Here is a 24,223-nt window from a genome sequence, read left to right on the forward strand (position 1 = left end):
ATGGCTAATAAAAAAAAGACCCTTCAGTTTTTTGTACTGGCGCAATGTAGCGTGATGGGGCTGTTCTTGTTTATTTTAGCCATGTCGATATTCAGACTGGACGATGTTAGAAAGATATTAAGTGATGTTGCTACAACCTCAATTCCTACACTCAGTCAAGCCACAGAAATTACCCGAGAGGTACAGCATTTAATATCACTCACGGCGCGACTTACTGCGTCTGAGAACCAGTCATCTCGACGAATTGTCAAAGCGGCACTGGATGATTCTCTCAACCGTCTAAGAGCGCCCATTATTCATGACGAGTTCAGCGACAAATACTTAATGACTCAACTTAGCGTACTTGTGCAGGAAATTGACGAGCTTAATGCTTTAGTCACGCAACGAATTGATGTTGAAAAGGAAGTAAGTGTAGAGCGAGAAGCACTCTTTGACTACCTCAATAGTATTTTTGAGGGGAACGATGAGCAATTTGTCGACCTGCAACATTCTAAAATGCTGGTGTCGCTCATTCTACAAATTGCCCAGATTAACCAACAATTCCAGTTACACGAGCTAAGACTTCTAGAAGGTAATATTGAAAATAGCATCGCACAGCTTCGCGCAGCGTCTAACAATAGCGCAAGTAGTCAAGCGTTGGTGTCATCGTTAGAAGAAGCGGTACTCGATGAATGGGGAATGATAGACAAGCAAGCTAATGTCATGCGGATCAGGGGGCGTTCGCGGGGACGCGGTAGTTTCGTTGAACACTTGGCTGAAGAAGTAGCGTCTAATATAGAATATCGAACGGCATCTATTACACAAGCTACCTATCAACACGCCGACAACGCGAATCGAAGTGTTACGAAACAAATAAGTCTATCACTTGCGCTGTCGTTAATTGTCATGCTGATTTGTTGTGCCATTATTTTCTATATCTACAAACGCATTATTTTGCGGCTGATAGCGCTAACTAATTTAGTTGAGAACGACAGTGAAGAGGTTAAATCACTCGACGGGGATGATGAGATTGCTCGCCTAGCGAAAAGCTTTTCTATCTACGTTGAGCGAGTTAAATCTCAAGAAGCTGAACTCATAAACTTGTCATTGAGCGATGCGCTAACCAACATTCCAAATCGGCGTGCTTTTGAACTAGAAATTGAAAAAAGCAGAGCCATGGCGAAGCGTCACAAGTGGCCGTTAACCGTGTTGATGATTGACGTAGACCACTTTAAAGCCTACAACGACCATTATGGACACACTCAAGGCGACGCCTGTCTTAAGAAAGTGGCAAAGGGGTTAAACAAAGCGATTGCCCGCAATACCGATTTCTGCGCACGTTACGGTGGAGAAGAGTTTGTGGCAATTATGCCTAATACTGACCAGCGCGGTGCGGGTATCAAGGCAGAAGAAGCGAGGGAGATTATCGAACAGTTACACATCGCTCACGCTAAAAGTAACGTCTCTGATTACATAACGGTCAGTATTGGCGCTGCCACTTTTTACTTTGACGAACAAAATGATTGGCAACCCGACACTCTGTTGAATTTAGCGGATAACGCATTGTATCAAGCTAAAAATGCTGGTCGAAATCGTTGCGTTTTTATACGACAGCCTTAACCTCAACTGTCAACACGCTCTAGGTAGTGCAACAGCCTGCATACTTAAGTCTTCTTTACGCTGCTATTTTCATCTTTCATTTCAGTTCTATTTTCGGCACGTGCGTCGATTTTCGGCACGCTCTTCGATGCTCTGCTATCTTTAATTTTGCATATATGTTTGCCGATTTAGCTTGGGAGTATTGGATGTTTTTCAAAAACAAAGAATTGATTGCCGAAAATCAACGATTACAACAAGAGTTAGCTGCTTTTAAAATGGTCCAGCAGGAACTTCGTGAAGAAATGCTGTTCGTTCAACTTGATAAAGAAGGGCGAATTACAGATGCAAATGACTTATTTGTAAAGGCTAGCGGTCATAAAGTAGATGCCATAAAGGGTAAGTCCCTGGAGTCTTTAATACCGGCTAAATCGCATAAAAAAGATGATGTGAAAGCGATACTTAAAGCCATTAAACAGCAAGAACATTGGCATGGTGCGCTTAATTTAAAGAATGCTTCAGGGCATGAAATTTGGGTAAGAGGCATTATCCAGCCTGTCGATAATGCACAAGGCAATGTTGATTATATTGCCTTTTATATGGCTGAGCAGACCCAAAATATCGCCTATAGCAATGAACTTAGAGACTTAATAACTGCCCTGCATCGTTCTTCGGCGGTAATCGAATTCGCATTGGATGGCACTATTCTCAATGCCAATGAGAATTTTCTTACTGGTATGGGATATAAGAAAGACCAAATTGTAGGTAAACACCATCGTATTTTCTGCACTGAAGAAGAAGCAAAGTCGCAAGCCTACAAAACGTTTTGGCAGGACTTAGCTACCGGTAAAGTGGTATCAGGGCGCTTTAAGCGGATTGATAGTCGAGGGAACGAAGTGTGGCTAGAGGCTTCCTACAATCCCATTCGCAACGAAGACAATGAACTCTACAAAGTCGCTAAGTTTGCCACAGTAATTACAGAGCAAATGCAGCGTGAAGTTGCTATTTCTGAGGCAGCCAATGTAGCGTTCACTATTTCAAAAGAAACAGGAGAACAGGCTAAAAAAGGGAGTGATATTCAAAAGGCAACAGTTAGCACAATGAACGAACTTGCCAAGCGAATGGGTGATGCCAGTGAAGGTATTAAAGATCTCGACGAGCAATCGCAAAAAGTCGCTGATTTGGTAAAGAGTATTAGCGGTATTGCTGATCAAACGAATTTACTGGCGCTCAATGCCGCTATCGAAGCTGCAAGAGCGGGTGATCAAGGGCGCGGGTTTGCAGTCGTGGCCGATGAGGTCCGTCAACTTGCATCACGAACAAGTAGTGCTACAGAAGAGATTGTGAGTGTTGTTGTCGAAAACAGAAAGCTTACCGAGAATGCCGTACAGCTGATTGAAGCGGGTCAAGAGAAAGCCAGAGAAGCATTGGAATATGCCAATGAATCGGGCAAAGCGATGACAGAGATACAGCATGGCGCTGATGAGGTGGTTAACGCTATTGGGCAGTTTACGCAAAAGTTATAGCGAGTGTTCCAATGCGCACCACAGTTGAACAAAAAGACTTTTTTGGTGCATTAACATGGCATGTTGCGGCGCAGTTTCTGTCTTCATAGTAGTTAATATTTATAAATATCAGTGAGTTATATTTTTTGGCACGGACGCTGCTCTGTCTTACTCCGTAATGCTGCGCAGATGATGCGCTCAACTTATTTTACGAAGAACAACAAGGAATCAAGTCGAGTCAGGGAAGTACTTGAGACTTAACTTGGTAATAAGTGAATAATAATAACAATACGCTATTTGGTTTTTTTTAAACCTTCACAAAGAAGAGGTGTGAGCGGGAATTCCTTGCTTACCAATTACAATTTGAACAGTTTGTAAGTACTGTGAGCTTACAAACCTGGCAACGAAGCCCACCAAGCGCGACAGTTAAGTGTCGACAGCTGGTGGGTTTTTTTTTGGCTACGAGGAACACGTATGACTGGGTTAACAACATCACTAATAAAGCGATTTTCGAAGGCGAGTGTAACCGTGTGTACCGCACTCGCTGTGACTTTTTGTGCAGTATCTACCTCTGCGATAGCACAAGAGCAAACGGTAGGCTGGCCTGAAAAAGAAGAACTCAAATTTGGTTTTATCAAACTTACTGATATGGCACCGCTTGCCATTGCTTACGAGAAAGGCTTTTTTGAAGACGAGGGGTTATACGTCACCCTTGAGGCGCAGGCAAATTGGAAGGTATTGCTTGACCGGGTTATCGACGGACAGCTTGACGGCGCGCACATGCTAGCGGGTCAGCCATTAGGGGCGACGATTGGTTTTGGTACTGAATCTCACGTTGTAACTGCTTTTAGTATGGATCTCAACGGCAATGGGATCACGGTTTCTAATGAGATTTGGGAAAAAATGAAAGCGCATATTCCGCATGAAGACGGAAAGCCTGTTCACCCAATCAAAGCTGATTATCTAAAGCCTGTGGTTGATGAATATCGCAGTGCCGGCAAGCCGTTTAATATGGGCATGGTGTTCCCTGTATCAACGCACAATTATGAACTGCGCTATTGGTTAGCGGCTGGCGGTATTCACCCTGGTTATTACGCGCCGCATAAAGGCGATACTGCAGGGCAGATTGACGCGCAAGCGCTGCTTTCGGTAACACCTCCTCCTCAAATGCCAGCCACTATGGAGGCGGGTACTATTTATGGTTACTGTGTTGGCGAACCATGGAATCAACAAGCTGTTTTTAAGGATATCGGCGTACCGGTTATTACCGATTATGAAATTTGGAAGAACAACCCCGAAAAAGTCTTTGGTGTAAGCCAAAGCTGGGCAGAAAAACACCCCAATACACATATTCGCGTAGTCAAAGCATTGATTCGAGCAGCAATGTGGCTAGACGAAAACAACAACGCCAATCGTCCTGAAGCCGTCAAAATACTTGCAAAAAGTACGTATGTTGGGGCTGATGAAGACGTACTTGCCAACAGCATGACAGGCACGTTCGAATATGAAAAAGGGGACAAACGCGATGTGCCTGACTTCAATGTATTCTTCCGCTACAACGCTACATACCCCTATTACAGCGACGCTATTTGGTACCTGACACAAATGCGCCGCTGGGGACAGATATCAGAAGCCAAATCGGATGAATGGTATAAAGAAATGGCTAAAAAAGTATACAAGCCAGAGACTTACGCTAAAGCAGCACTCGCGCTAATTGCTGAGGGCAAAGCAAATGCAGCCGATTTTCCTGAGTTCGCCACTGAGACTGGCTATAAGCCACCACAAAGTGAATTTATAGACGGTGTAACGTTCGATGGAAGCAAACCAAATGCTTACCTTGAGCAGTTCAGTATTGGTCTAAAAGGTAAAACGGTTCTTTAAGGTAAATAAGGCGGCCTTGTAAAGAGTCAAGGCCGTCAAACTTGTAAGTTCATGAAAGGTGTCAGGAGCAAGCGATGAGCAAAATGACCACAATTCTTCGAATGCCAACATCGGCATCGACAAACAATAGTACGTTAGGTCGCGTTTATAACATGACACCAGCCTTGTTATTGCCCATTATCGGCTTACTGATGTTTCTCGCTGTGTGGAACGGTGTTGCGAAAAGTATCGATACCTCGTTGGGGCAGTTTCCTGGACCCGCAGAGGTGTGGGAACAAGCGGGCGCTTTAATTGATGAGCATATTGCACAGCGTGAAAAAGCCGACGCGTTTTATCAACGTCAAGAGGCGCGAAACGCAGAGCGAGTGAAACAAGACCCTTCATATGTACCAAAACTACGTGACTTTACTGGCGCACCAACGTTCTTTGACCAAATATGGACGAGCTTGTATACCGTCATGGTGGGGTTTGTGATCGCGTCACTGGTTGCAGTTCCCGTCGGAATTTTGTGTGGCTTAAGTAAGTCGGCGTATACGGCAATAAATCCACTGATTCAATTATTCAAGCCAGTCTCCCCACTAGCTTGGCTCCCGCTTGTTACTATGGTTGTTAGCGCTCTATACGTCAGTGACGACCCTGCGTTTTCAAAGTCGTTTGTGACATCTGCTTTTACGGTATCGCTGTGTTGTTTGTGGCCGACACTTATCAACACTGCAGTTGGCGTTTCAAATATTGATAAGGACCTTATCAATGTCAGCAAAGTGCTTCGCCTTACGCCCTTTGCTCACCTAACAAAGATTGTCTTGCCTTCGTCTATTCCGATGATTTTTACCGGGCTGCGGTTATCACTAGGTATTGGGTGGATGGTATTGATTGCTGCTGAAATGTTGGCGCAAAACCCAGGGCTTGGAAAGTTTGTCTGGGACGAGTTTCAAAATGGCAGTTCAGAATCTCTTGCAAGGATAATGGTGGCTGTACTGACAATAGGTGCCATCGGCTTTGTGCTGGACCGTCTTATGCTATCGGTACAACGGGCTGTAAGTTGGGACAAGTCGAGCGTTTTACGTTAATTACTCGCAGGATAAAGGAAAAAATACGATGTCTTCAAAACATTTAGAACTTGCCCAAGTGGGTATTGACTTTCCAACGCCTAAAGGCCCTTTTACCGCACTAACCGATGTTAATCTAAAAATAGCCAAAGGTGAATTTGTGTCATTAATTGGCCATTCTGGATGCGGTAAATCGACGGTTCTTAATATTGTCGCAGGCCTTCATCAGGCTACCACAGGAGGCGTTATCTTAGATGGTGCAGAGGTTCGTACTCCTGGCCCTGAAAGAGCAGTTGTCTTTCAGAATCATTCTTTGCTTCCTTGGCTGAGTGTTTATAAAAATGTCGAGCTAGCAGTGAAGTCAACTATGCGCGGTAAATCGAAAAGTGAGATGAGAGATTGGATCATGCACAACCTTGAACTTGTGCACATGACCCATGCATTAGACAAGCTGCCCAGTGAAATTTCAGGCGGTATGAAACAGCGTGTAGGTATCGCCCGTGCCCTAGCCATGGAGCCAAAAGTATTATTGATGGATGAACCCTTTGGGGCACTTGATGCGCTTACTCGTGCTCATCTTCAAGACTCTTTAATGGAAATACATGCTGATTTGGGTAACACCGTTATCATGATTACTCATGATGTCGATGAGGCAGTCTTGCTCTCAGATAGAATTGTGATGATGAACAATGGGCCTGCTGCAACCATTGGCGAAATACTCGATATAGCGTTACCGCGACCAAGAGACCGCTTAGCCCTTGCTGACAATAAGCAATACAACCACTACCGCCATGAAGTGCTCACCTTTCTTTATGACAAACAGAAGAAAGTGGAAACCGTGGCTTCACACGGCAAAAAAAATTCTAAACAACTATCTAAAGAGGTGTCATCTGAAAAAAAAGACGCAAATGAATCAGATGCTGCCTAACGCGGTCGGCTTCTGAACTTAGCGACCACGTGTCGCAACCATTTTTCAAGCAGTTTTCCTTTGCCATTTTTATTGGGTAGGGCGCTGCTATGCTTAAAAAAACAATATTGAAAGGGAACACACATGAACACGCTACACAAAATGAGTTTGAAGCTACTCTCTACGTCAATGCTCATGGCTTTCGCTTCACACGCTGCGGCGAATGATATCCATGATGCTTTGAGTAACTCAACCGCATACGCTGACTTTAATTTACGCTATGAATCTGTTGATCAAGACAACGCACTTAAAGATGCGAGCTCCCTAACCCTTAGAACATGGCTAGGGTTTTCAACCGGAAGTGTTAATGGGTTCTCTTTTACAGCTGAGGTTGAGGATAGTCGTATTGTAATGGGACAAGATGAGTTTACGGTTGGGCCAACAGGGTTCAACGTAGGCGAGTATTCTGTTATCGCCGATCCTGAGACGACCGAACTCGATCAAGCCTATATTCAATATAAAAACGACAACTTTACCGCTCGCGTTGGACGCCAAGTCATCACACTTGATGATCATCGTTTTGTGGGTCATGTGGCGTGGCGTCAAGACAAACAGACATTCGACGCAGTCAGTGCGAAATACGCAGTAAATAAAGAGCTAGAGTTATTCTACAGCTATTTGTACAAACGCAATCGCATTTTTGCTGAAGCAGCAGATTTAGATTCAAAAGATCATATCCTGCATGCGACTTACAAATCGAAAGTGGGTAAATTTGTCGCCTATGCCTACTTACTTGAAGTAGATAACGATACGAGCAATGCGCTAGATACCTACGGCGTAAGTTATGACGGAAAAATGCAAGGCGACAGCATTAATTGGGCTTATGGCGCAGAGTTTGCGACACAGTCAAGTGAGTCAGGAAGCGCAGAAAGCGCAGTGGATTTCGATGCCTCTTACTTCAACGCATATTTAGGCGCAACAATGTCAGGTATAACCGCGAAAATAGATTATGAAGTATTGGGTTCTGACGATGGTCTTTATGGTTTTGCTACGCCATTGGCTACCTTACATAAGTTTAACGGCTTTGCGGACCTATTTTTAGCAACGCCAACCCAAGGGCTGCAAGACTTAAAGTTATCCTTGTCTGGCAAAGCTGCTGGTGGAAAATGGTTGTTGGCCTATCATGATTACTCTGCTGATGAGAGCACAGCTGAGGTTGATGATTTGGGTAGCGAAATTAATGCACAATACACGACGACATTTGCAGATAAATATCGATTCGGTATTAAGTACGCGGCCTATGATGCCGGTGACATAAAAGTAGATACCAACCGCTTTTGGATGTGGGTTGGCACGCGCTTTTAATTATGGCACTTTTTGAAACGTACGAAGCCAAATACGAAGGCGCTGATGTTGTCAGCGCCCTTATTCTATGTGGTGGGAAATCACAGCGCATGGGGCAAAACAAAGCGCAACTAGCCCTTGGGCAGCGCACCTTTCTCACTACAGCAAAAGATACCGTTAGACGCGCTGGAATAACAAACGTAGTAAGTGTTGGTCAAAAAGGCTGTGATGTGGTTGACGACATTGCTTTTTGTGGGCCAGGTGCAGCACTTATAAGTGCGCTATATCAATTGAATTCAAAAAAAGCTGCAGATAGCGACATTGAGGTTACGGCTGGCAAAAACAACCTCGCATTAACTGAGATTGTTTTAGTGTTGCCCGTTGATATGCCACTATTAACGCCGTCTTCCATTCACTTTTTATTAGATAAGGCGCGTGAAACAAAGCAAAGCGTTTACTTTGAAAACGAGTGCTTTCCTTTGGTCATATACAATGTGTATTGCCACCAACATAAACTGAGAGCGCTGAAAAATAGCGTTGCATCGCCTTCAATGCGCGCGGTTATTAATGCCGTTGGTGCAGTCGGAATACCCACACCAACAGCAATTAAACCAACATTGTTAAATGTAAATACGCCACACGAATATGCATTAATCTCGTAACCAGCCGCGAGCGACTGCGATATCGAGTTGCGCCATCACGTAATCCCAAAGTGCAGGTGCGCAGCTTTTAAGGTGTGCATTGCGTTTTTCTATCTTACTTCTCGCAATATTGTGCTTATTCCAACTGCCACCTTCATTTTTCATATTCTGAAAAACGGGGAGAACGCGGTCCATAGCTTTGGCAAATTCAGCATCCGGCGTTGTAGCCTCTTCAAACTCTAACCACAAGGCCAACATTTCGTCGTTGAAAGGCGTTGGCAATAGGCCAAAAATTCGTTTGGCTGCGGCCACTTCTTTTTCGGCTTGAGCATCGTGATCTTGCTGTTCGTTAAAAGCGAACATGTCGCCGGCATCAATTTCGACAATATCATGGATCAAAATCATGCGGATTACGCGAGTCACATCAATTGGCTTGTTAGCATATTGACTCAACATATTTGCCATCAGTGCAACGTGCCAGCTGTGTTCGGCAGAGTTTTCTTTACGTTCTCCGTCAACGGGCAGGGTTATCATGCGCTTTACTGCTTTTAACTTATCAAGCTCACAAATAAAGTCGGCAAATTCACTTACTGGAACCATAGGTTCGAATTCCTTGTTGAATAATAAAAATGGGCGCTAATGCGCCCATTTTATAAGGTATATTTTTGCTTATTTTTGTTCAGATAGCCAAACAATGAGGTCTGCAATATCGTCAAATGTCATATCGGCAGTAAAGGTAGGCTGGTACTTTCCATTAATAATGAAGTTAGGTACACCCGTTAAGTGCTCGCGATAAGCGTCAATTTGTTGCTGGTTTTTACGCAGCATGCTGTTAACGCCAAAGCTCTTTGCCATTTTATCGAACTCTTCGCCATCTACGCCATTGACAACGAAGATGTTACGAAGGTCACGTAGACCAGTAATAGAAGCACGTTGCTTGTGAATATAGTTGAAGATAGCACCGTTCATTGCATCTTCTTGTTTCATCGCACGGGCAATCAGCATAGCCTTGGTTGCAGCATCTTGTACGTCAGGGCCAGTAAAGCGCATGAAGTTCACATGTACTTTATTGAATTTAGTGCCTTCGGCTTTCTTTTCTTTGATCTGAGCAACAATAGGCTCAAACTGGAAGCAGTGCGGACACCAGAAAGAGAAATACTCAGTAATTACTGGTTTATCAGTCGCTTCTTTGTCTAGTACAGTGTAGTGCGTACCTTCTTTCCACTTAGATGATGAGCCTTCGGCACATGCCGTAAGTGGCATAAGCATTGCCATGATAAACATGACTGCAAACTTTTTCATGGAAACAATCCCTATAATATTTAACTAATTATCGCCGATGAGATTATCACAGGCGCGTACGCTTAACTAGAGCGTGTTTAATACCTGTGTCTTATTTCGCGACAAGTGCACCAAAAAACACGTTATGTGCTCTATGCCCCTTTGTGCGAAATGCGACAGAACGATAATAAAAAAGGGGCCGAAAGCCCCTGTTAATGCGTGATGCTACATTTGATAGCGAACAGATAGCAGCGCACGCCTTTCTTGGCCCGCGAAGCCTACAATATCTTCGTAATCAGTATCAAATAGGTTGTTTACTTTAAGCGTAAGTTGCCATTGATCTGTGACTTGGTATCCAAGATTTACACTGGCTAACGTATACGCCGATAGCGCGATGGTTTGCGCTGAAGCAGGAAACGGAGGGAAGAAGGTGTCGTAGCGCGTTCCTGTGTACGCTAACTTGCCATATAAAGTAAATCGCTCAGTACCCAAATCAGAGGTGTAAACTAACGCCCCTTGATGTCGCGCACGTCTAAGTTCAGTAGATGTGACACCCGCATTAGTTTGTTCGGCATCCAGGTAGCTATACGATGCACTAAGGTTACCGAAATCGCTGTTCCAATTTACTTCAACGTCAACGCCATCTCTATGACTCTTGCCATCCACATTATCAGCGCTAAAAGCACCTAAATCTGCAACAAATACAAAACCATTTATTTCATTATTGAGCTCTGCTGAAAATAAACTCACCTGACCTGACATACGGTGCCAGTTGGCTTTTAGCCCCACTTCGAACTCTTCACTGGTCTCAGGTTCGAGGTTTTCGTTACCAATAAAGCTCGCTGGGAAATAGCCAAAACGCTCAGTAAATGTTGGCGTTTTTACCGCCTTTCCGTAGCTTGTGAAAAGCGCATAACGTTCATCCACCTGCCAGGTAAGTCCTGCGCGGTAACTGTTTGCGTCATCAAATTCACTGTTGTCATCAAGCCGTGCACTTAAGGTGGCGAACAGGCTCGGTGTTAACGCTCCGTTGGCTTCTGCAAATACGCTGTGCGTATTGTCATGTTGCTTTTGGTTAGGATCGCCAAAGTTTATCGGGCCTCGCTGTGAAAACAGGCGTTGTAAGTACTCAATGCCTCCGGCAAATTGCCAATTATCAAGCGAGTAAAAGTTGGTCCAATTCAGTTCAATACGCTCGCCTGTAGTGCCTCCGGCATCAATTCCAGCGGTAGTATTGTCATTTTCATCTTTGCGATAGTTAGCGCTTAGTCGCGAGTGGTAAGCCGATGAGGTAGGTGTATAGTCCCAGCGAAATTGTGTGCTTACCTGATAACCGTCGGTCACATTGTCTGAGTCGGTGGGTAAACCCGTAGAAACAAAATCAGTGCCGTCGTACTCATTTTCATAGTCAACGGTGCGCAAGCGGGCAATAAAGCCATGCTCTGTACTGACTTGATAATTTAGGTTTAATCCAGCGGTTAAATTGTCATAACCGTCATCTTCATTGCCAGTTCGTGCAATATTGTCACCGTCGGTGGTGATATAGTTGGCATACGCTGCAATATTCAGTTTATCTATCTGAGAGGTGGCATTAACGCTGCCTTGGTAGGTGCCTTGAGTACCCACGCCAGCGGTCAGGTTTAAAGATGAATAGTCTTGTGCCGATTGGCCAGCTTTGGTGGTAATGCTAAGTACACCGCCTATGGCGCCACTGCCCCAACGTGCGCTTTGTGGGCCGCGAAGAAGTTCAATGCGAACAACGTTGGCACTGGTAAGGTGGGCTAAATCAATCAAACTGCCTTGGCCTATGTCATTGGCCACCACGCCATCGATAAGTACCAGCAGGTGATTTGTTTCGCTACCACGTACCCGCACTTCAGTTAACCCACCAGGGCTGCCAGATTGTGACAAACTAACGCCAGGTAAACCGCGGATAAGCTCTGTCAACTGTACGGCACCAGAAGCTTCTATATCGGATTGTGTGAGCACTGACACTGAGCCAGGGAATTGAGTTACCTGAACAGGAAGCCTTGAACCAGTAACGGTCAGTGTTTCTATATTACTGTTGGTTTCTTGAGATAATGCAGACGTGCTTACGCACGAAAGTACCGCAGCGGTAACTGCAGCATAAGTAAAGTGTATACGCATGGTTCTTTATGTATTTTCTTTAATGCGCTCCGCCCGAGCACATGTTGATGTGGAAGTAAGCTTGCTGCGCTTGCAAATGCGACTGCGAGCTTACCGTGAAGCACAGGCCGGTATCCGGGCTTACTCACCAATGCGTGTAGCGCACATAATGGCTCTTTTACCTTCCCATCTTGAAAAAGGTCGCTGTTTTTGCACTTGATACTTAAGCACATGGCGACAACAAAGACAGTGGTGTATGAAAAGAAAATGTCTAATGTGACATTGAGTTTACCGTTGCGGGGGCAGCATCAGGTTTACACTGATTTCCCGTTTAACGCCAATAACCGCAGAACTTAATTGTTATTGGCGCACCTACGCGTCACGCAGTATATAGAAAAGGTGTGTGGTTTAAAACCCGAGCTTTAGCGGTGGCTCTTGTAAGGCCGCAAGTTGCTCCTTAAGCGCTAGAATTTGTCCTTCCCAATACTTGTCTTCAGCGAACCACGGAAATGCACGCGGAAATGCGGGGTCTTCCCATCTACGTGATAACCACGCCATATAATGGACCATACGCATAGCGCGAAGCGGCTCAATCAAAGTTAACTGACTCGTATCAAAAGGGTGAAACTCTTCATAAGCTTCTACCAGTGTATCTAATTGCAGTAATTGTTGCTGGCGATCACCACTAAGCATCATCCACAAATCTTGAATAGCGGGGCCCATTCTACAATCATCTAAATCGACAAAAGTAGGGCCGTCACGCCATAAGATGTTACCAGGGTGGCAGTCGCCGTGAAGGCGAATAGATGATGAAGGGCGATACGCTTTTTTAGTCGCTTCAATAACGGGGTTGAGAATCGCAAAAAACGCGGTCTTTAAATGCGCTGGCAATAGGGTGCTTTGCTCTAATACTCGTTTTGGTTCGTCAAGGTAGCTTTCAACATCGATAGTAGGGCGATGGGCAAAGGGGGTAGCTTGTGCTACGCGGTGAATGCGTCCTATGAATCGTCCCATCCACTCTAGTTGATCAAGATTATCATTTTCAAACTGCCTTCCACCCACAGAAGGAAAGAGTGCAAACCGGTAGTCTGTGCCGTCAACAATGTGATGATGCAGTGTCTCGCCGTTCAGTTTAAGCGGGGCAGCGAGTGGAATTTCGTTTTCCAGCAGCGCTTGCGCAAATGCGTGTTCCTCTAAAATTTGGGCATCTGTCCAACGCGCGGGTCGATAGAACTTGGCAACATAGCGTTGTCCATCTTCAGCTAGGAATTGATACACCCTGTTTTCATAGCTGTTCAGTGCCAGCAGCCCACTTTGTAAAAAAATGCCCTGTGACTCCAGGGCATCTAAGATGGTGTCGGGGCTAAGCCCCGAAAATGAAAAATCTGTCATCGATAAAGAAATTTGGTTGGTTCATCAACAGTAACCGTTTCTCCATCAATGGTGGTGGTTACGCTAATAAATATATCGGTAACGGTATCTTCCAGATTATAGGCGTCGGTTGCAACTGAAATCGGCGTGCTATAAACCGCGCCGCCTTCCACAGTTACTTCTTGCTCGCCAATGTACTGGTAATCAGGCAAACCTTTAATGGTTACTGTATAGGTATGCGGTTGTTGAGTTTTGTTTAACACTTTAATGGTGTAAACATTCTCAATTAATCCTTCATTGGTCTCGCGGTACAGCGAATTTCTATCGCGAATAATGTCCACTTCGGTGGGGCTACGTGTCCAGATATTGGCAAACAGCAATCCCATCATAATGACGAGGACCACAAAATAACCAATAAGCTTAGGCCGTATTATATGCGTTTTGCCTCCAGACAGTTCTTCTTCTGAGGTAAAACTTATAAGGCCTTTGGGGTAACCCATTTTGTCCATCACGCCGTTACATGCATCAACGCATGCACCGCAGTTGATGCACTCATATTGAAGGCCATTTCGAATATCAATGCCGGTGGGGCACACCTGCACGCACAGGTTACAATCAATGCAGTCACCAAGGCCTTTTTCTTTTACTTGCTCATGAGAAAGCTTGCGAGGGCGAGGGCCGCGTTGTTCACCGCGATTGGGGTTATACGATACGGTAAACGTATCTTTGTCGAACATGGCAGACTGAAAACGCGCGTACGGACATATATGCGTACACATTATCTCGCGCATATAACCTGCGTTACCGTAGGTACATACCGCAAAAAAGATGACTGAAAACGCTGCCCAAAAACTGGTATCGAAAGTAAAAAAGTCCACAAACAAACTGGCAATAGGCGTGAAGTAGCCTACGAACGTTAGCGCTGTAAGTAAGGCAACTAAAACCCACGCAGTATGCTTAGCTGTTTTACGCAAAAATTTATCGGCATCCATGGGTCTGGCGTCTAGTGCAATACGCTTGTTTCTTGGGCCTTCGCACTTTTCTTCAAACCAGGTATAGATGTAAACCCATGTGGTTTGCGGGCACATAAAACCGCACCATACTCGCCCTGCAAAGGTGGTTACAAAGAACAAAGCAAAAGCCGAAACAATAAAAATATAGGCAAGCAGGGTTAGGTCTTGCGGCCACAGTGTCAAAGAAAATATGGTAAAACGCTGCTCGCCAATATCGAGTAATACGGCTTGCTGGCCATTGTATGAAATCCATGGAATGACGGCGAAGAGTGCTAAAAAGAAAAGGCCGAAAAAGCGTCTAAAAGACTCTAGGGGACCTTGTACTGCGCGAACATAAATGCGGCTGCGAGAGTCGTAACGCTTGCCCTCGGTAGCACCTTTGGGTTTATGTACCTTTACCGGTGTTACATTTTTTACCGGTATTTGTTCATTCATAATAAAACCTTAGCTGACATTGCCAAACTGCCTTAGCAGTATAACAGTTTGCGCTACATGATATTTAATGTAGATCAATGATGGTGGGCATCATCCATACTTTCAAAGTTTCAGTCAATACTGAAACTTCAGAATTCATTTGGGTGCGATTAATGAACAGCTTAAGTGACTATAAACCTAATTTCATATACTTGCGTATGATTCAGTGTATTTACAGTTATATAGAGGCAGCTTTATTATCAATATGCGACATTATCGTGACAAGGAGCGTTATTAATAGGTAATAACGCATGTAAAGAGTAGTAAATACTCGCCTGTTTCCTGTACAGTTATTCGTGGACTATACTCAGTGATAGTCGCTTCTGTGGGGCAACATGCACTGAATAGTCTTAAATGTCTGTCATAATTAGCTGAGAAGTCATGTTACGCTTTTTTATCATCGCTGCTGAAATTATTGTTTTAATTATTGTGCTGCGCTCGCCGTTTGCTCAGTATTTATTTGAAGATATACAAAACTCCATTTCTAATTGGCTGGCGGAGATGGCAACTATGCCAGAGCGAGAAAAGTTGGAAACATTGCGCATTCAAATAAATAGTCAGCTAAGTCCGTTAAAGCCCTACCAGCAAAGCTATGTGTTAGAGATAACACAAGACGCCACTACCGTGCATCGCTTCCACCGAACCTATTGTGAGAAAGATGACATTAACCCAAATTTCACGGGAACTAAACGCGCACACCTTTGCCTAATCATTAAACAGTCACCGTTCATTCAAGACGCTCGCGTCAACTAGAGTTCATAACAAGACGCTCTAGTACACGCGCATAATTTTTGGAGTATCAACCAAATTGTTGTGCACTGCGTACGAATGTTGAGTGCCTGCAAAGAGGAGTATTAGCGTGAATAAAACAAGTGTGTTAGTAGGGTTAAGTTGCGTAGCATTGTTAGGCTATGGTGTTACGGCTGAGCCTTCCCATGCAGCAGAAGTAAAAATCACTTGGGAAGAGCCTGAATCATATTCCGATGTAAGGCCGTCAAACGAATCGCGTAAGCGCTTTAGAGAGCGAACGCTGAATGAGCTTGAAGCGCATATCGTAGAGCTAGCAGCAGACTTACCTGAATCTCAAGTTCTGTCGATCACTGTAACCAACGTCGATTTGGCAGGAGAAGTATGGCCAAGTCAATTTGTTGGGTTTGGTAATGCAGGCGCAAATGATATTCGAGTCATCCGTCGTATTGATATTCCGAAAATGACATTTAGTTATACACTCACTGACGCAGCGGGTGAGGTAGTGGCAAGCGAAGATGAAGTGAAAATAAAAGACATGGATTTTATGGAATCAAACATACGACGCCATCGTAACGAATCTTTGTCTTACGAAAAAACCATGTTAGATGAATGGTTTTCAGATACTTTTCTTAAACAGCAGGTTGCCGCCAATAATTAACGTATAGGTACAGCAGGGCTGCAAGTGAGCAGGAATATTTGCAACCAACGGTATAATGGTAAATAGCAACAAAAAGGTCGCCCTAGAGCGACCTTTTTAGTGCGTACAATACCGCTAATTACAGGTAATCAAACTCACTACCTGCTATTGCAAGTGTGCTGTCTGGGCCCGCCAAATAAGCCGCTTTGTGTGCATCACGACGAGGCAAAATTCGTTCAATATAGAAATCGCGCGTTTTTTGTTTTGATGCAGCAAGTACCGCATTGTCACCGCGTTGTGCAGTATCTGCCATGCTGTACCACAGTACGCCAATCAATGAATAGGCGCTGTAGGCAAGGTAATCGCATGCCGCAGATGCTGCTGTGGTTGCATCCATACCCAAACAATCTGCAGAAGAAGCGCGCCAGTCATCCAAGATACCCTGCGCCAATGCCTTGCTTTCAGCGTCTTGAATGTCAGCAACAAGGGCATTAAATGCACTGTAAGTCGCCTCCATCATTTGACCACCATTGCGAGTAAGTTTTCTGCCGATTAGGTCAAGCGCCTGAATACCATTGGTTCCTTCGTAAAGCATGGCAATGCGAACGTCGCGCATCAACTGCTCCATGCCCCACTCGCGAATAAACCCATGGCCACCGAAAACCTGCACACCAATACTGGTTGTTTCAAGACCCATATCGGTCATAAACGCTTTGCAGATAGGGGTTAAAAACTGCAGAATTTTATCCGCATTTTCTTTATCTTCACCTTCGCCAAGTTTTTCAACATCCATAAACTTTGCGTATAGCAGTGAAAGCGCACGACAACCTTCAATCAACGATTTTTGCGTAAGCAGCATTCGTGCGACATCAGGTTGAAATACGATAGGATCAGCTTTGCCTTCAGGGTTTTGAATGCCTTGTGGAGCGCGTGACTGAACACGTTCGCGAGCATAGGTCAAAGCGCCCTGATATGACGCTTCGGCGGCACCAAGCCCCTGCATTCCCACTTGGAAACGCGCATCGTTCATCATGGTAAACATGCACGCTAAGCCTTGATTTTCTTCACCAACTAGCCAGCCAGTTGCGCCGTCAAAGTTCATAACGCATGTCGGGCTCGCCTTGATACCCATTTTGTGTTCAATACTACCAACAGAAAGATTGTTCGCTTCACCAGGGGCATTGTTCGCGTCGGGTAAGAACTTAGGCACTAAGAAAAGACTGATACCCTTCACACCTTTTGGTGCATCCGGCAAGCGCGCAAGTACAAGGTGGATAACGTTTTCGCTCCAGTCTTGATCACCGGCCGTGATAAAGATTTTATTGCCCGTAATCTTGTAGCTACCATCGCCCTGTGGCTCGGCTTTCGTAGAGAGCAGGCTTAAATCTGTGCCGGCATGTGGCTCGGTAAGGTTCATGGTACCTGTCCATTCACCGCTAATAAGCTTGGCTAAATAAATGTCTTTTAGTGTTTTACTTGCGTGTTTGGTAACGGCAAGCGTTGCGCTTTCGGTCAGCATAGTGGTTAATCGCCAGCTTAGGTTAGCGGCGTTTAACATTTCATGCACTGGCACTGCCATGGTATACGGTAGGTCTTGACCATCGTATTCTGCTGTACCCAGCATAGCGTTCCAGCCGTTCGCAACATATTCTTGATATGCTTCTGCGAAGCCTTTAGGTGTGGTCACCTTGCCATCTTCTAGCTTACAGCCTTCTTCATCACCCTCGCGGTTAAGTGGGGCAACAACATCTAGGGCGAACTTTGCACCCTGCGCAATAATTTCATTGGCCAAGTCACTGTCGAAATCGCTAATACCTAGCTTTTCGTAGTGCGCATCAAGTCCAAGCCAGTCTTTCAATAAAAACTGAAAGTCAGCAGTTGGGGCATGGTACAGAGGCATGGATGACTCCTTTTTCAAACAAGTGTTTTAATTTTTGCCTATTATAGTCACAAAAAGCATAGTCAGAGTAGTCTGTTTATGGAAAGTTAATGAAAATACTCTTTCATCAAAAGCACAGGTGGTGAGGCTGGCTATTGTGTATTCGCCCTCCCAGATTGATTGTAAGCAGTTGACTAAGCACTTGCTTTTTTAGTGCGTGTTGGCATGCTTTAGCGAAACTAACCTAAATTAATAGCGAAAAACTATGGTAAATGAACAACCGGTTTGCATCGTCACGGGTGGCAGTTTGGGCATTGGGCTTGCGGTATGTGAAGTGTTTGCAGAGCAAGGTTTTCACGTGGTGAATCTTGATATACGCGATTTCGAGAGTACGCCGTGTAATGCACGTTGGAAACAGTGCGATGTAAGTAAGGTTGGTGAAGTACAAAGTGCAGTGAGTGAAGTTATCGCTGCGTTGGGCAGAATTGATGCTGTGGTATGTAACGCGGGAAAACACGTGTCAGCAACAATAGAAGAGACAGATGAAGCATTGCTAGACAGTGTGTTTAGCCTCAATGTGAAGGGCGCATACGCTACAATTCAAAGTGCGCTGCCGATCATGAAGCAACAACAAGGCGGGGCTATTGTGGTAATGGGCTCTGACCAATCATTTGTTGGAAAGCGAAACTCCTTCGCCTACGGCCTCACTAAAGCGGCGCTGGCGTCAATGGCCAAAACGACAGCATTAGATTATGCGCCTTACAATATCAGAGTAAATGCAGTGTGCCCGGGCACCATAGAAACGCCATTGTTTTATAACGCTATTGATAAGTATGTGGCCCGCAGTGGCGCTGATAAAGGTGAAGTCGTTGCAGAAGAGGCTGCTGCACAGCCTATTGGACGGCTTGGGCAACCGCGCGACGTGGCAGAGCTTGCTTATTTTTTATGTAGTGACAAAGCTTCATTTATTACAGGTAGTCTTCATGCCGTCGATGGCGGCTATACCGCGCAATAGTCAATCCACGCAAATTAAAGTAGACAAGCACCTATGCAATATAACGCGCTAACTTGGGTTGATCCGCACCTTCATATTTTTGCCCTTAATGAAGGACAATATCATTGGTTGAAACCTCACAATCCGCCTTTTTGGGAGGACAAGCCGAAGATAGCGAAGCGGTTTTATGAGCGAGATATCTTGGCCTCAGCGGGTGCTCAGCTAGAAGGCTTCGTCCATATAGAGGCTGGGTTCGATAACCATCGTCCTTGGCGGGAAATTCAATTCTTAGCTCGCCATTGTACAAGGCCTTTCAGCGCCATTGCCTGTATCGATCTTCTTTCAATTGACGCGAGTGCGCATATCGATAAGCTTGCAAAAATGTCACCTGTTGTTGGCCTTCGTCATATTCTCGATGACGATGCAGTGAGTATATTGCGCAATCCAAAAGCGGTATGGTGCTTCTCGCGTATGGCGTCTTTAGGGTTGTCATTCGAAGTACAAGCCGATATGACTGACCCGCATACCGTTAAGGCGCTACTTAATATTTTGCAACGATATCCAACACTTAAATTCACCATTAATCATTGCGCTATCGTGCCAACAAGCGCTGCGAGCTTTGCCTTTCAGCTATGGCGAAATCACCTACACCTACTTTCTGCAACTGGGCAGGTCGCTTTTAAGTTTTCTGGTTTTGAAATGCAAAACCGTCAGTGGTCATGGCAACACGCAAAAGCGCGTTTTGAAACCTTGGTAGATACGGTCGGTGTTGATAGGGTGATGTTTGCCAGTAACTATCCATTGTGTATATGGCGGATGCCGCTTAAACAGCTGTGGCAGGGATATGAAATGCTTTGTGCTGAATTTACAAGAGAAGCACAGCAAAAGCTGTGCGCATTAAATGCCCGTACGTGGTACGGGCTTTAATCTCTTTTATAATCGTTAACTACAACGTTTATTTCAGTGCAGTTACTGTCATATGTGGTGAGCGATAAACCACTTCATCATTTAGCTCTATACCGATTCCTGGTGTATCTGGTGCTTCAATAAAGCCATTAACGGGCTGTGGATCTTGAATACACAGCTCTCGGTTCCAGTCCTTAATGGCATAAGTGTGGTGCTCATGGATTAAGAAATTAGGAATAGCTGTTTCAAGGTGTAAGCTCGCCGCCGTTGCTACAGGGCCGCCGCAAACGTGGGCTTGAATTCTTACGTCATAAATATCAGCGTAGTCACACACTTTTTTCGCTTCGGTAAAGCCTCCACACAATCCAACATCTGGCTGTAATACGTCAATTGACTGGTCTTCTAAGTAAGGGCGCACATCCCAGCGATGATATAAGCGCTCGCCGCCGGCAATAGGCACGTTGACATTTTTCGCTACTTTGTCGTGAAGTTTTGAATTTAAGTAATTCACAGGTTCTTCGTAATACAAACAACCAATCTCTTCAACAATATCGCCAAGCTGAATGGCGGTAGATGCACCTAATAAGCTGTGACATTCAAAAATGATATCGCCGTCTTCACCCATGGTATCGCGAATGGCTTGTAATCTGGCCTTGAAAAGTTTTAGCTCTGGCTTAGTAAAAAGCTTAGTTCTATCAAAATGGGTATTGCCGTCTTTGTCATAGACAATGGGGTCAACTTTCACTGCATCATAGCCATCTTTGAGCGCTTTTTCAGTGGCACGCGCGTAATCGGCAGGATCATTAAGTTTGGTGACTTCTTTATCCCAATCGAATTGAAGCTGACTCGCGTAGCTGCGCAGTTTGCCGTTAGTCTTACCACCTAGCAGTTCATAAACAGGAAGCCCTAGCGCCTTACCTTTAATGTCCCACAATGCGGTATCAATAGCGCTCATTGCCGCATAAATAACAGGGCCTCCGCCTAATCCCCAAAAGCCTTCACGCAGCATACGTGACCACAACAATTCGGTGTTCATAGGATTAAAGCCAATCAGCATGGCTTCTGCAATTTCTTTAATCATATGAGCGGCAGCACTGTGGCCCCAGTCATACGCCAAACCGGCTTCGCCTACGCCAGTTAACCCTTCGTCTGTGTATACACGCACAAACACAGGATTCCACTGGGGACGCTTAGGGCATTCAATATCAAATATTTCTACTTTGGTGACTTTCATAGTAATGATGTAATTCCGTTCTAAAAGCTATTCGCAAAAGCTTGGGTCAAGTTTGTAGGCTTTTCGTAGCATAGCTGGCCATGCTTTTTGGCCACCGGTTTCTCCGTTATGCACTACACTGGCTTGTTCGTATATACCGTCGATAATAGGTTGAGGGATCTCAATAACATCCTCGTTCGATTGCATTAATGCGAGCTGAATTTCACAGGCGCGTTGTAAATCATAAAAACGCATAAAGGCATCGCCGACCGTAGGACCTAACGTGAGTCCGCCATGATTAGGCAATAACATGTGGTTGGTATCGCCTAAATCTTCTTGCAGGCGGCGTTTCTCGTTGCTATTTACCGCAAGTCCTTCGTAACCGTGATAAGACAACGATGGTAGCGAGAACAGCGAATACTGACTCCATGGTTTAAGCCCACCTTTTACCGACGCGACAGAAATAGTCGCCAAGGTATGCAAGTGAATCACGCACATCGCATCATGGCGTACTTCGTGAATAGCGCTATGAATAGTAAACCCTGCGGGGTTAATCCCGTAAGGCGTGTCGTCAAGAATGTTTCCCTCAAGATCGACTTTAACCAGATTCGAGGCAGTAACTTCGTCAAAGGTAAGGCCAAAGGCATTGACGAGATAATGATCGGTGCCCGGGACTTTGGCTGAAATATGGGTGTAGATAAGATCGCCCCAGCGCATATCGGCAACTAGGCGGTAGCATGCTGCAAGGTCGACCCTGGTTTGCCACTCTTCGTCAGACACTTTGCCTTTAAGGTTTAAGCTTGGCAGTGTGAACAAGTCACTTCTCCTTTAATAATGATACCGACAATTTACCAACACCTATGTGGTTGAACAATATTTTGTCCACAGATGATGCTACGAGGTTGTTATTGCTTATTTTTAATTGCTATATAACCGTCGCGAAGTGGGATGAGGTCGTCTGAAAAGCGCAAATCATCATGGTTGAGTAAAAACGGGTCAACCTTTTCGAGTGCTACGACTTCTATTACTGACCACGGCGGAGCATCAAATGTGTTGGGTAGGTCATCTAAACCCGCATCAAGCCCACATCCGAAAAGGGCTAGCCCCCGTGCTGTTGTGCCTAAGAACTGCTGTATTTCAACGTTAAAACCCGTTTCTTCCCAGGTTTCTCGATGGGCGGTGCACGCTAAGCTTTGTTCGCTCTCATTGTTGTGTGACTTACCACCACCAGGAAAATCCAGTTTTCCAGACAGACGGTGGCGAATCATTAGTACCTTGTTGCCTGTTTTAATAATGCAGGCGGCGGCCTCATACTGACCCTCATTAAGGTTCACATTCGTGAGTACGAGTGACTCGGCTACGCGGCAAACTGGATCGTTAGGAGCATCAGGGTTACATGAAAAAAGCGGTAAAACCGCCAAAATAGCTGATAAGCGAAATAAGAATGACATCGATTTAGGTAAAATACTTAACGTAAATAAAATTTTGTGCGCTGGGTTTGCGCTCTAGAATAATAACACAGTACGTAATTTATTGATTTGAGTCTATTGTCTCTATTAGGCATTGCGTGCTTGCGGTTTTCTGACAAGCGTTCAGGTTACCGCCCATTTACCATAGGAAAGGTTATGTCTTCACGATTTTCATTGTCGCCACTGTTAATTGGTGTCGTTCTATTGGCAGGCGTTGTAGTGTACTTAAACCTACCCGAGAATGAAGCTGCACAACGCAGTGGCCCGCGCGCCACGCCAGTTAAAACGGCAATAGTGAGTGCTAAAACCTTTCCCATCACAATTGAATCGCTTGGTACAACGATTGCCAATGAGTCTGTGAATATCACGTCGCAAGTTACTGACACGGTTCAAGCCATTAATTTTGATGATGGCGACAAAGTAGAACAGGGCGAGCTGCTCGTTCAGCTTAATAACTCTCAAGAGCGTGCGCGAGTCGAGGAGCTTAAAGCCAATATTGAAGAAGCTAAACGTCAGTTCTCACGTATTGCTGATTTGCGGCAGTCTAACGCTACGTCTGAGCAGCTACTTGATGAGCAGCAAGCTCGCGTAAAAGCGCTAGAAGCGCAACTGGATATCGCCCGAGCACAATTAAGCGATTTGCAAATTCGTGCCCCTTTTAGTGGGTTACTAGGTAACCGCGTTATCAGTATCGGTTCGCTTGTGCAGCCAGGTAGCACAATAACAACACTAGACGATATTAGCGTGGTTAAGGTGGACTTTAGTATTGCTGAAAATCACTTGGCGAGCGTTGCCAAAGGTCAGCGTATCACTGCATCGTCAGTGGCTTATCCTGGGGTCGATTTTGAAGGCGTTATTAGCAACATTGATACGCGTCTTGACCCTGTCAGTCGTGCCATTCGAGCTAGAGCCATTATACAGAACAAAGACGGTCGCCTTCGTCCAGGAATGTTATTAACCGTAACGGTAGAAAAACGCGTGCTTGATACGCTGGTTGTTCCTGAAAAAGCACTTGTACCGGTTGAAGATAAACAATTTGTGTACGTGGTGAAAGACGATGTAGCACATCAGGTAGAAGTCACCATTGGGGAGCGACGCCCTGGGCTGGTGCAAATTGTTAATGGTCTTGTAAGCGGTGATGAAGTGATAACGGAAGGGACACTTCGCGTGCGCGACCAGTCGCCTGTTAATGTGCTTAACCGATAAG

21 protein-coding genes and 1 riboswitch are annotated in these 24,223 nt (G+C 45.1%); of the genes, 12 read left to right on the forward strand and 9 right to left on the reverse strand.

Translation table 11 applies throughout. The features are described 5' to 3' along the window. From JN178_RS02960 to mobA, 7 genes are all read left to right on the forward strand, one after another. Nucleotides 1–1,599, forward strand: a complete 1,599-nt coding sequence (locus JN178_RS02960; RefSeq protein WP_202263491.1) for a diguanylate cyclase — start codon at nucleotides 1–3, stop codon at nucleotides 1,597–1,599. A gap of 185 nt (nucleotides 1,600–1,784) precedes the next feature. Beyond that, nucleotides 1,785–3,101, forward strand: coding sequence for a methyl-accepting chemotaxis protein (locus JN178_RS02965; RefSeq protein WP_202263493.1), 1,317 nt, complete (start codon nucleotides 1,785–1,787; stop codon nucleotides 3,099–3,101). A gap of 453 nt (nucleotides 3,102–3,554) precedes the next feature. Beyond that, the gene (locus JN178_RS02970; protein ID WP_202263495.1) at nucleotides 3,555–4,961 is read left to right on the forward strand and encodes a CmpA/NrtA family ABC transporter substrate-binding protein; all 1,407 of its coding nucleotides are present in this window, start codon (nucleotides 3,555–3,557) and stop codon (nucleotides 4,959–4,961) included. Between the two features lie 74 nt (nucleotides 4,962–5,035). After that, complete coding sequence (locus JN178_RS02975; RefSeq protein WP_201283781.1) at nucleotides 5,036–6,031, forward strand: ABC transporter permease; 996 nt, start codon at nucleotides 5,036–5,038, stop codon at nucleotides 6,029–6,031. A 28-nt stretch (nucleotides 6,032–6,059) separates the two neighbouring features. Continuing rightward, entirely contained in the window at nucleotides 6,060–6,938 is an 879-nt protein-coding gene (locus tag JN178_RS02980) for an ABC transporter ATP-binding protein (protein ID WP_159624070.1), read from the forward strand. 141 nt (nucleotides 6,939–7,079) lie between these two features. Then, a complete protein-coding gene (locus JN178_RS02985; RefSeq protein ID WP_442859690.1) occupies nucleotides 7,080–8,282 on the forward strand; it encodes an alginate export family protein in 1,203 nt (400 codons plus the stop codon). A 2-nt stretch (nucleotides 8,283–8,284) separates the two neighbouring features. After that, nucleotides 8,285–8,923, forward strand: coding sequence for a molybdenum cofactor guanylyltransferase (gene mobA, locus JN178_RS02990; RefSeq protein WP_202263498.1), 639 nt, complete (start codon nucleotides 8,285–8,287; stop codon nucleotides 8,921–8,923). Here the strand turns inward: mobA and JN178_RS02995 are convergent. The 5 genes from JN178_RS02995 to ccoG all read right to left on the reverse strand — a co-directional run bounded on the left by JN178_RS02995 (nucleotide 8,912) and on the right by ccoG (nucleotide 15,129). Beyond that, nucleotides 8,912–9,502 carry an HD domain-containing protein gene (locus tag JN178_RS02995; RefSeq protein WP_202263500.1) on the reverse strand — a complete coding sequence of 197 codons (591 nt, stop codon included), beginning with the start codon at nucleotides 9,500–9,502 and terminating at the stop codon, nucleotides 8,912–8,914. The two genes, mobA and JN178_RS02995, sit on opposite strands and share 12 nt — an antisense overlap. A 69-nt stretch (nucleotides 9,503–9,571) precedes the next feature. Then, on the reverse strand, nucleotides 9,572–10,204 hold the full coding sequence (locus JN178_RS03000) for a thiol:disulfide interchange protein DsbA/DsbL (protein WP_159624062.1): 633 nt from the start codon (nucleotides 10,202–10,204) through the stop codon (nucleotides 9,572–9,574). 204 nt (nucleotides 10,205–10,408) lie between these two features. Further along, nucleotides 10,409–12,331, reverse strand: a complete 1,923-nt coding sequence (locus JN178_RS03005; protein WP_202263503.1) for a TonB-dependent receptor plug domain-containing protein — start codon at nucleotides 12,329–12,331, stop codon at nucleotides 10,409–10,411. Between the two features lie 88 nt (nucleotides 12,332–12,419). Beyond that, a riboswitch (cobalamin riboswitch) is annotated at nucleotides 12,420–12,701 on the reverse strand. A 17-nt stretch (nucleotides 12,702–12,718) separates the two neighbouring features. Beyond that, nucleotides 12,719–13,702 (reverse strand): serine/threonine protein kinase, encoded by a 984-nt coding sequence (locus tag JN178_RS03010; RefSeq protein WP_202263511.1) that lies wholly within the window; start codon nucleotides 13,700–13,702, stop codon nucleotides 12,719–12,721. After that, on the reverse strand, nucleotides 13,699–15,129 hold the full coding sequence (ccoG, locus tag JN178_RS03015; protein WP_202263513.1) for a cytochrome c oxidase accessory protein CcoG: 1,431 nt from the start codon (nucleotides 15,127–15,129) through the stop codon (nucleotides 13,699–13,701). The genes JN178_RS03010 and ccoG overlap by 4 nt, the downstream gene beginning before the upstream one ends. 420 nt (nucleotides 15,130–15,549) lie before the next feature. On the opposite strand from ccoG, the gene JN178_RS03020 reads away from it, so the two are divergent. Together JN178_RS03020 and JN178_RS03025 are read left to right on the forward strand one after the other, a co-directional pair. Continuing rightward, nucleotides 15,550–15,921 (forward strand): hypothetical protein, encoded by a 372-nt coding sequence (locus JN178_RS03020; protein WP_202263516.1) that lies wholly within the window; start codon nucleotides 15,550–15,552, stop codon nucleotides 15,919–15,921. Nucleotides 15,922–16,042: 121 nt separating this feature from the next. Next, nucleotides 16,043–16,576 (forward strand): DUF3016 domain-containing protein, encoded by a 534-nt coding sequence (locus tag JN178_RS03025; protein WP_226434050.1) that lies wholly within the window; start codon nucleotides 16,043–16,045, stop codon nucleotides 16,574–16,576. Nucleotides 16,577–16,694: 118 nt separating this feature from the next. Here the strand turns inward: JN178_RS03025 and JN178_RS03030 are convergent, their stop codons facing one another. Continuing rightward, on the reverse strand, nucleotides 16,695–18,455 hold the full coding sequence (locus tag JN178_RS03030; RefSeq protein WP_202263518.1) for an acyl-CoA dehydrogenase family protein: 1,761 nt from the start codon (nucleotides 18,453–18,455) through the stop codon (nucleotides 16,695–16,697). Nucleotides 18,456–18,699: 244 nt separating this feature from the next. Here JN178_RS03030 and JN178_RS03035 point away from each other — a divergent pair, with 244 nt between their 5' ends. Both JN178_RS03035 and JN178_RS03040 read left to right on the forward strand, forming a co-directional pair. After that, complete coding sequence (locus JN178_RS03035; RefSeq protein WP_202263520.1) at nucleotides 18,700–19,449, forward strand: SDR family NAD(P)-dependent oxidoreductase; 750 nt, start codon at nucleotides 18,700–18,702, stop codon at nucleotides 19,447–19,449. 33 nt (nucleotides 19,450–19,482) lie between these two features. Continuing rightward, nucleotides 19,483–20,355 (forward strand): amidohydrolase family protein, encoded by an 873-nt coding sequence (locus JN178_RS03040; RefSeq protein ID WP_202263522.1) that lies wholly within the window; start codon nucleotides 19,483–19,485, stop codon nucleotides 20,353–20,355. 28 nt (nucleotides 20,356–20,383) lie between these two features. Here the strand turns inward: JN178_RS03040 and JN178_RS03045 are convergent, their stop codons facing one another. The 3 genes from JN178_RS03045 to JN178_RS03055 form a co-directional block, all read right to left on the reverse strand. Next, a complete protein-coding gene (locus JN178_RS03045) occupies nucleotides 20,384–21,568 on the reverse strand; it encodes a mandelate racemase/muconate lactonizing enzyme family protein (RefSeq protein WP_159624045.1) in 1,185 nt (394 codons plus the stop codon). Nucleotides 21,569–21,595: 27 nt separating this feature from the next. Then, a complete protein-coding gene (locus JN178_RS03050) occupies nucleotides 21,596–22,363 on the reverse strand; it encodes a class II aldolase/adducin family protein (protein WP_202263524.1) in 768 nt (255 codons plus the stop codon). A gap of 89 nt (nucleotides 22,364–22,452) precedes the next feature. After that, entirely contained in the window at nucleotides 22,453–22,998 is a 546-nt protein-coding gene (locus tag JN178_RS03055; RefSeq protein ID WP_202263526.1) for an NUDIX hydrolase, read from the reverse strand. A 174-nt stretch (nucleotides 22,999–23,172) separates the two neighbouring features. Between JN178_RS03055 and JN178_RS03060 the strand changes: the two genes are divergently transcribed. Continuing rightward, nucleotides 23,173–24,222, forward strand: a complete 1,050-nt coding sequence (locus tag JN178_RS03060) for an efflux RND transporter periplasmic adaptor subunit (RefSeq protein ID WP_159624020.1) — start codon at nucleotides 23,173–23,175, stop codon at nucleotides 24,220–24,222. The last annotated feature ends 1 nt before the right edge of the window (nucleotide 24,223 follow it).

Origin of the sequence: Alteromonas sp. KC3 (assembly GCF_016756315.1) — a bacterium.
Lineage (GTDB): Bacteria > Pseudomonadota > Gammaproteobacteria > Enterobacterales > Alteromonadaceae > Alteromonas.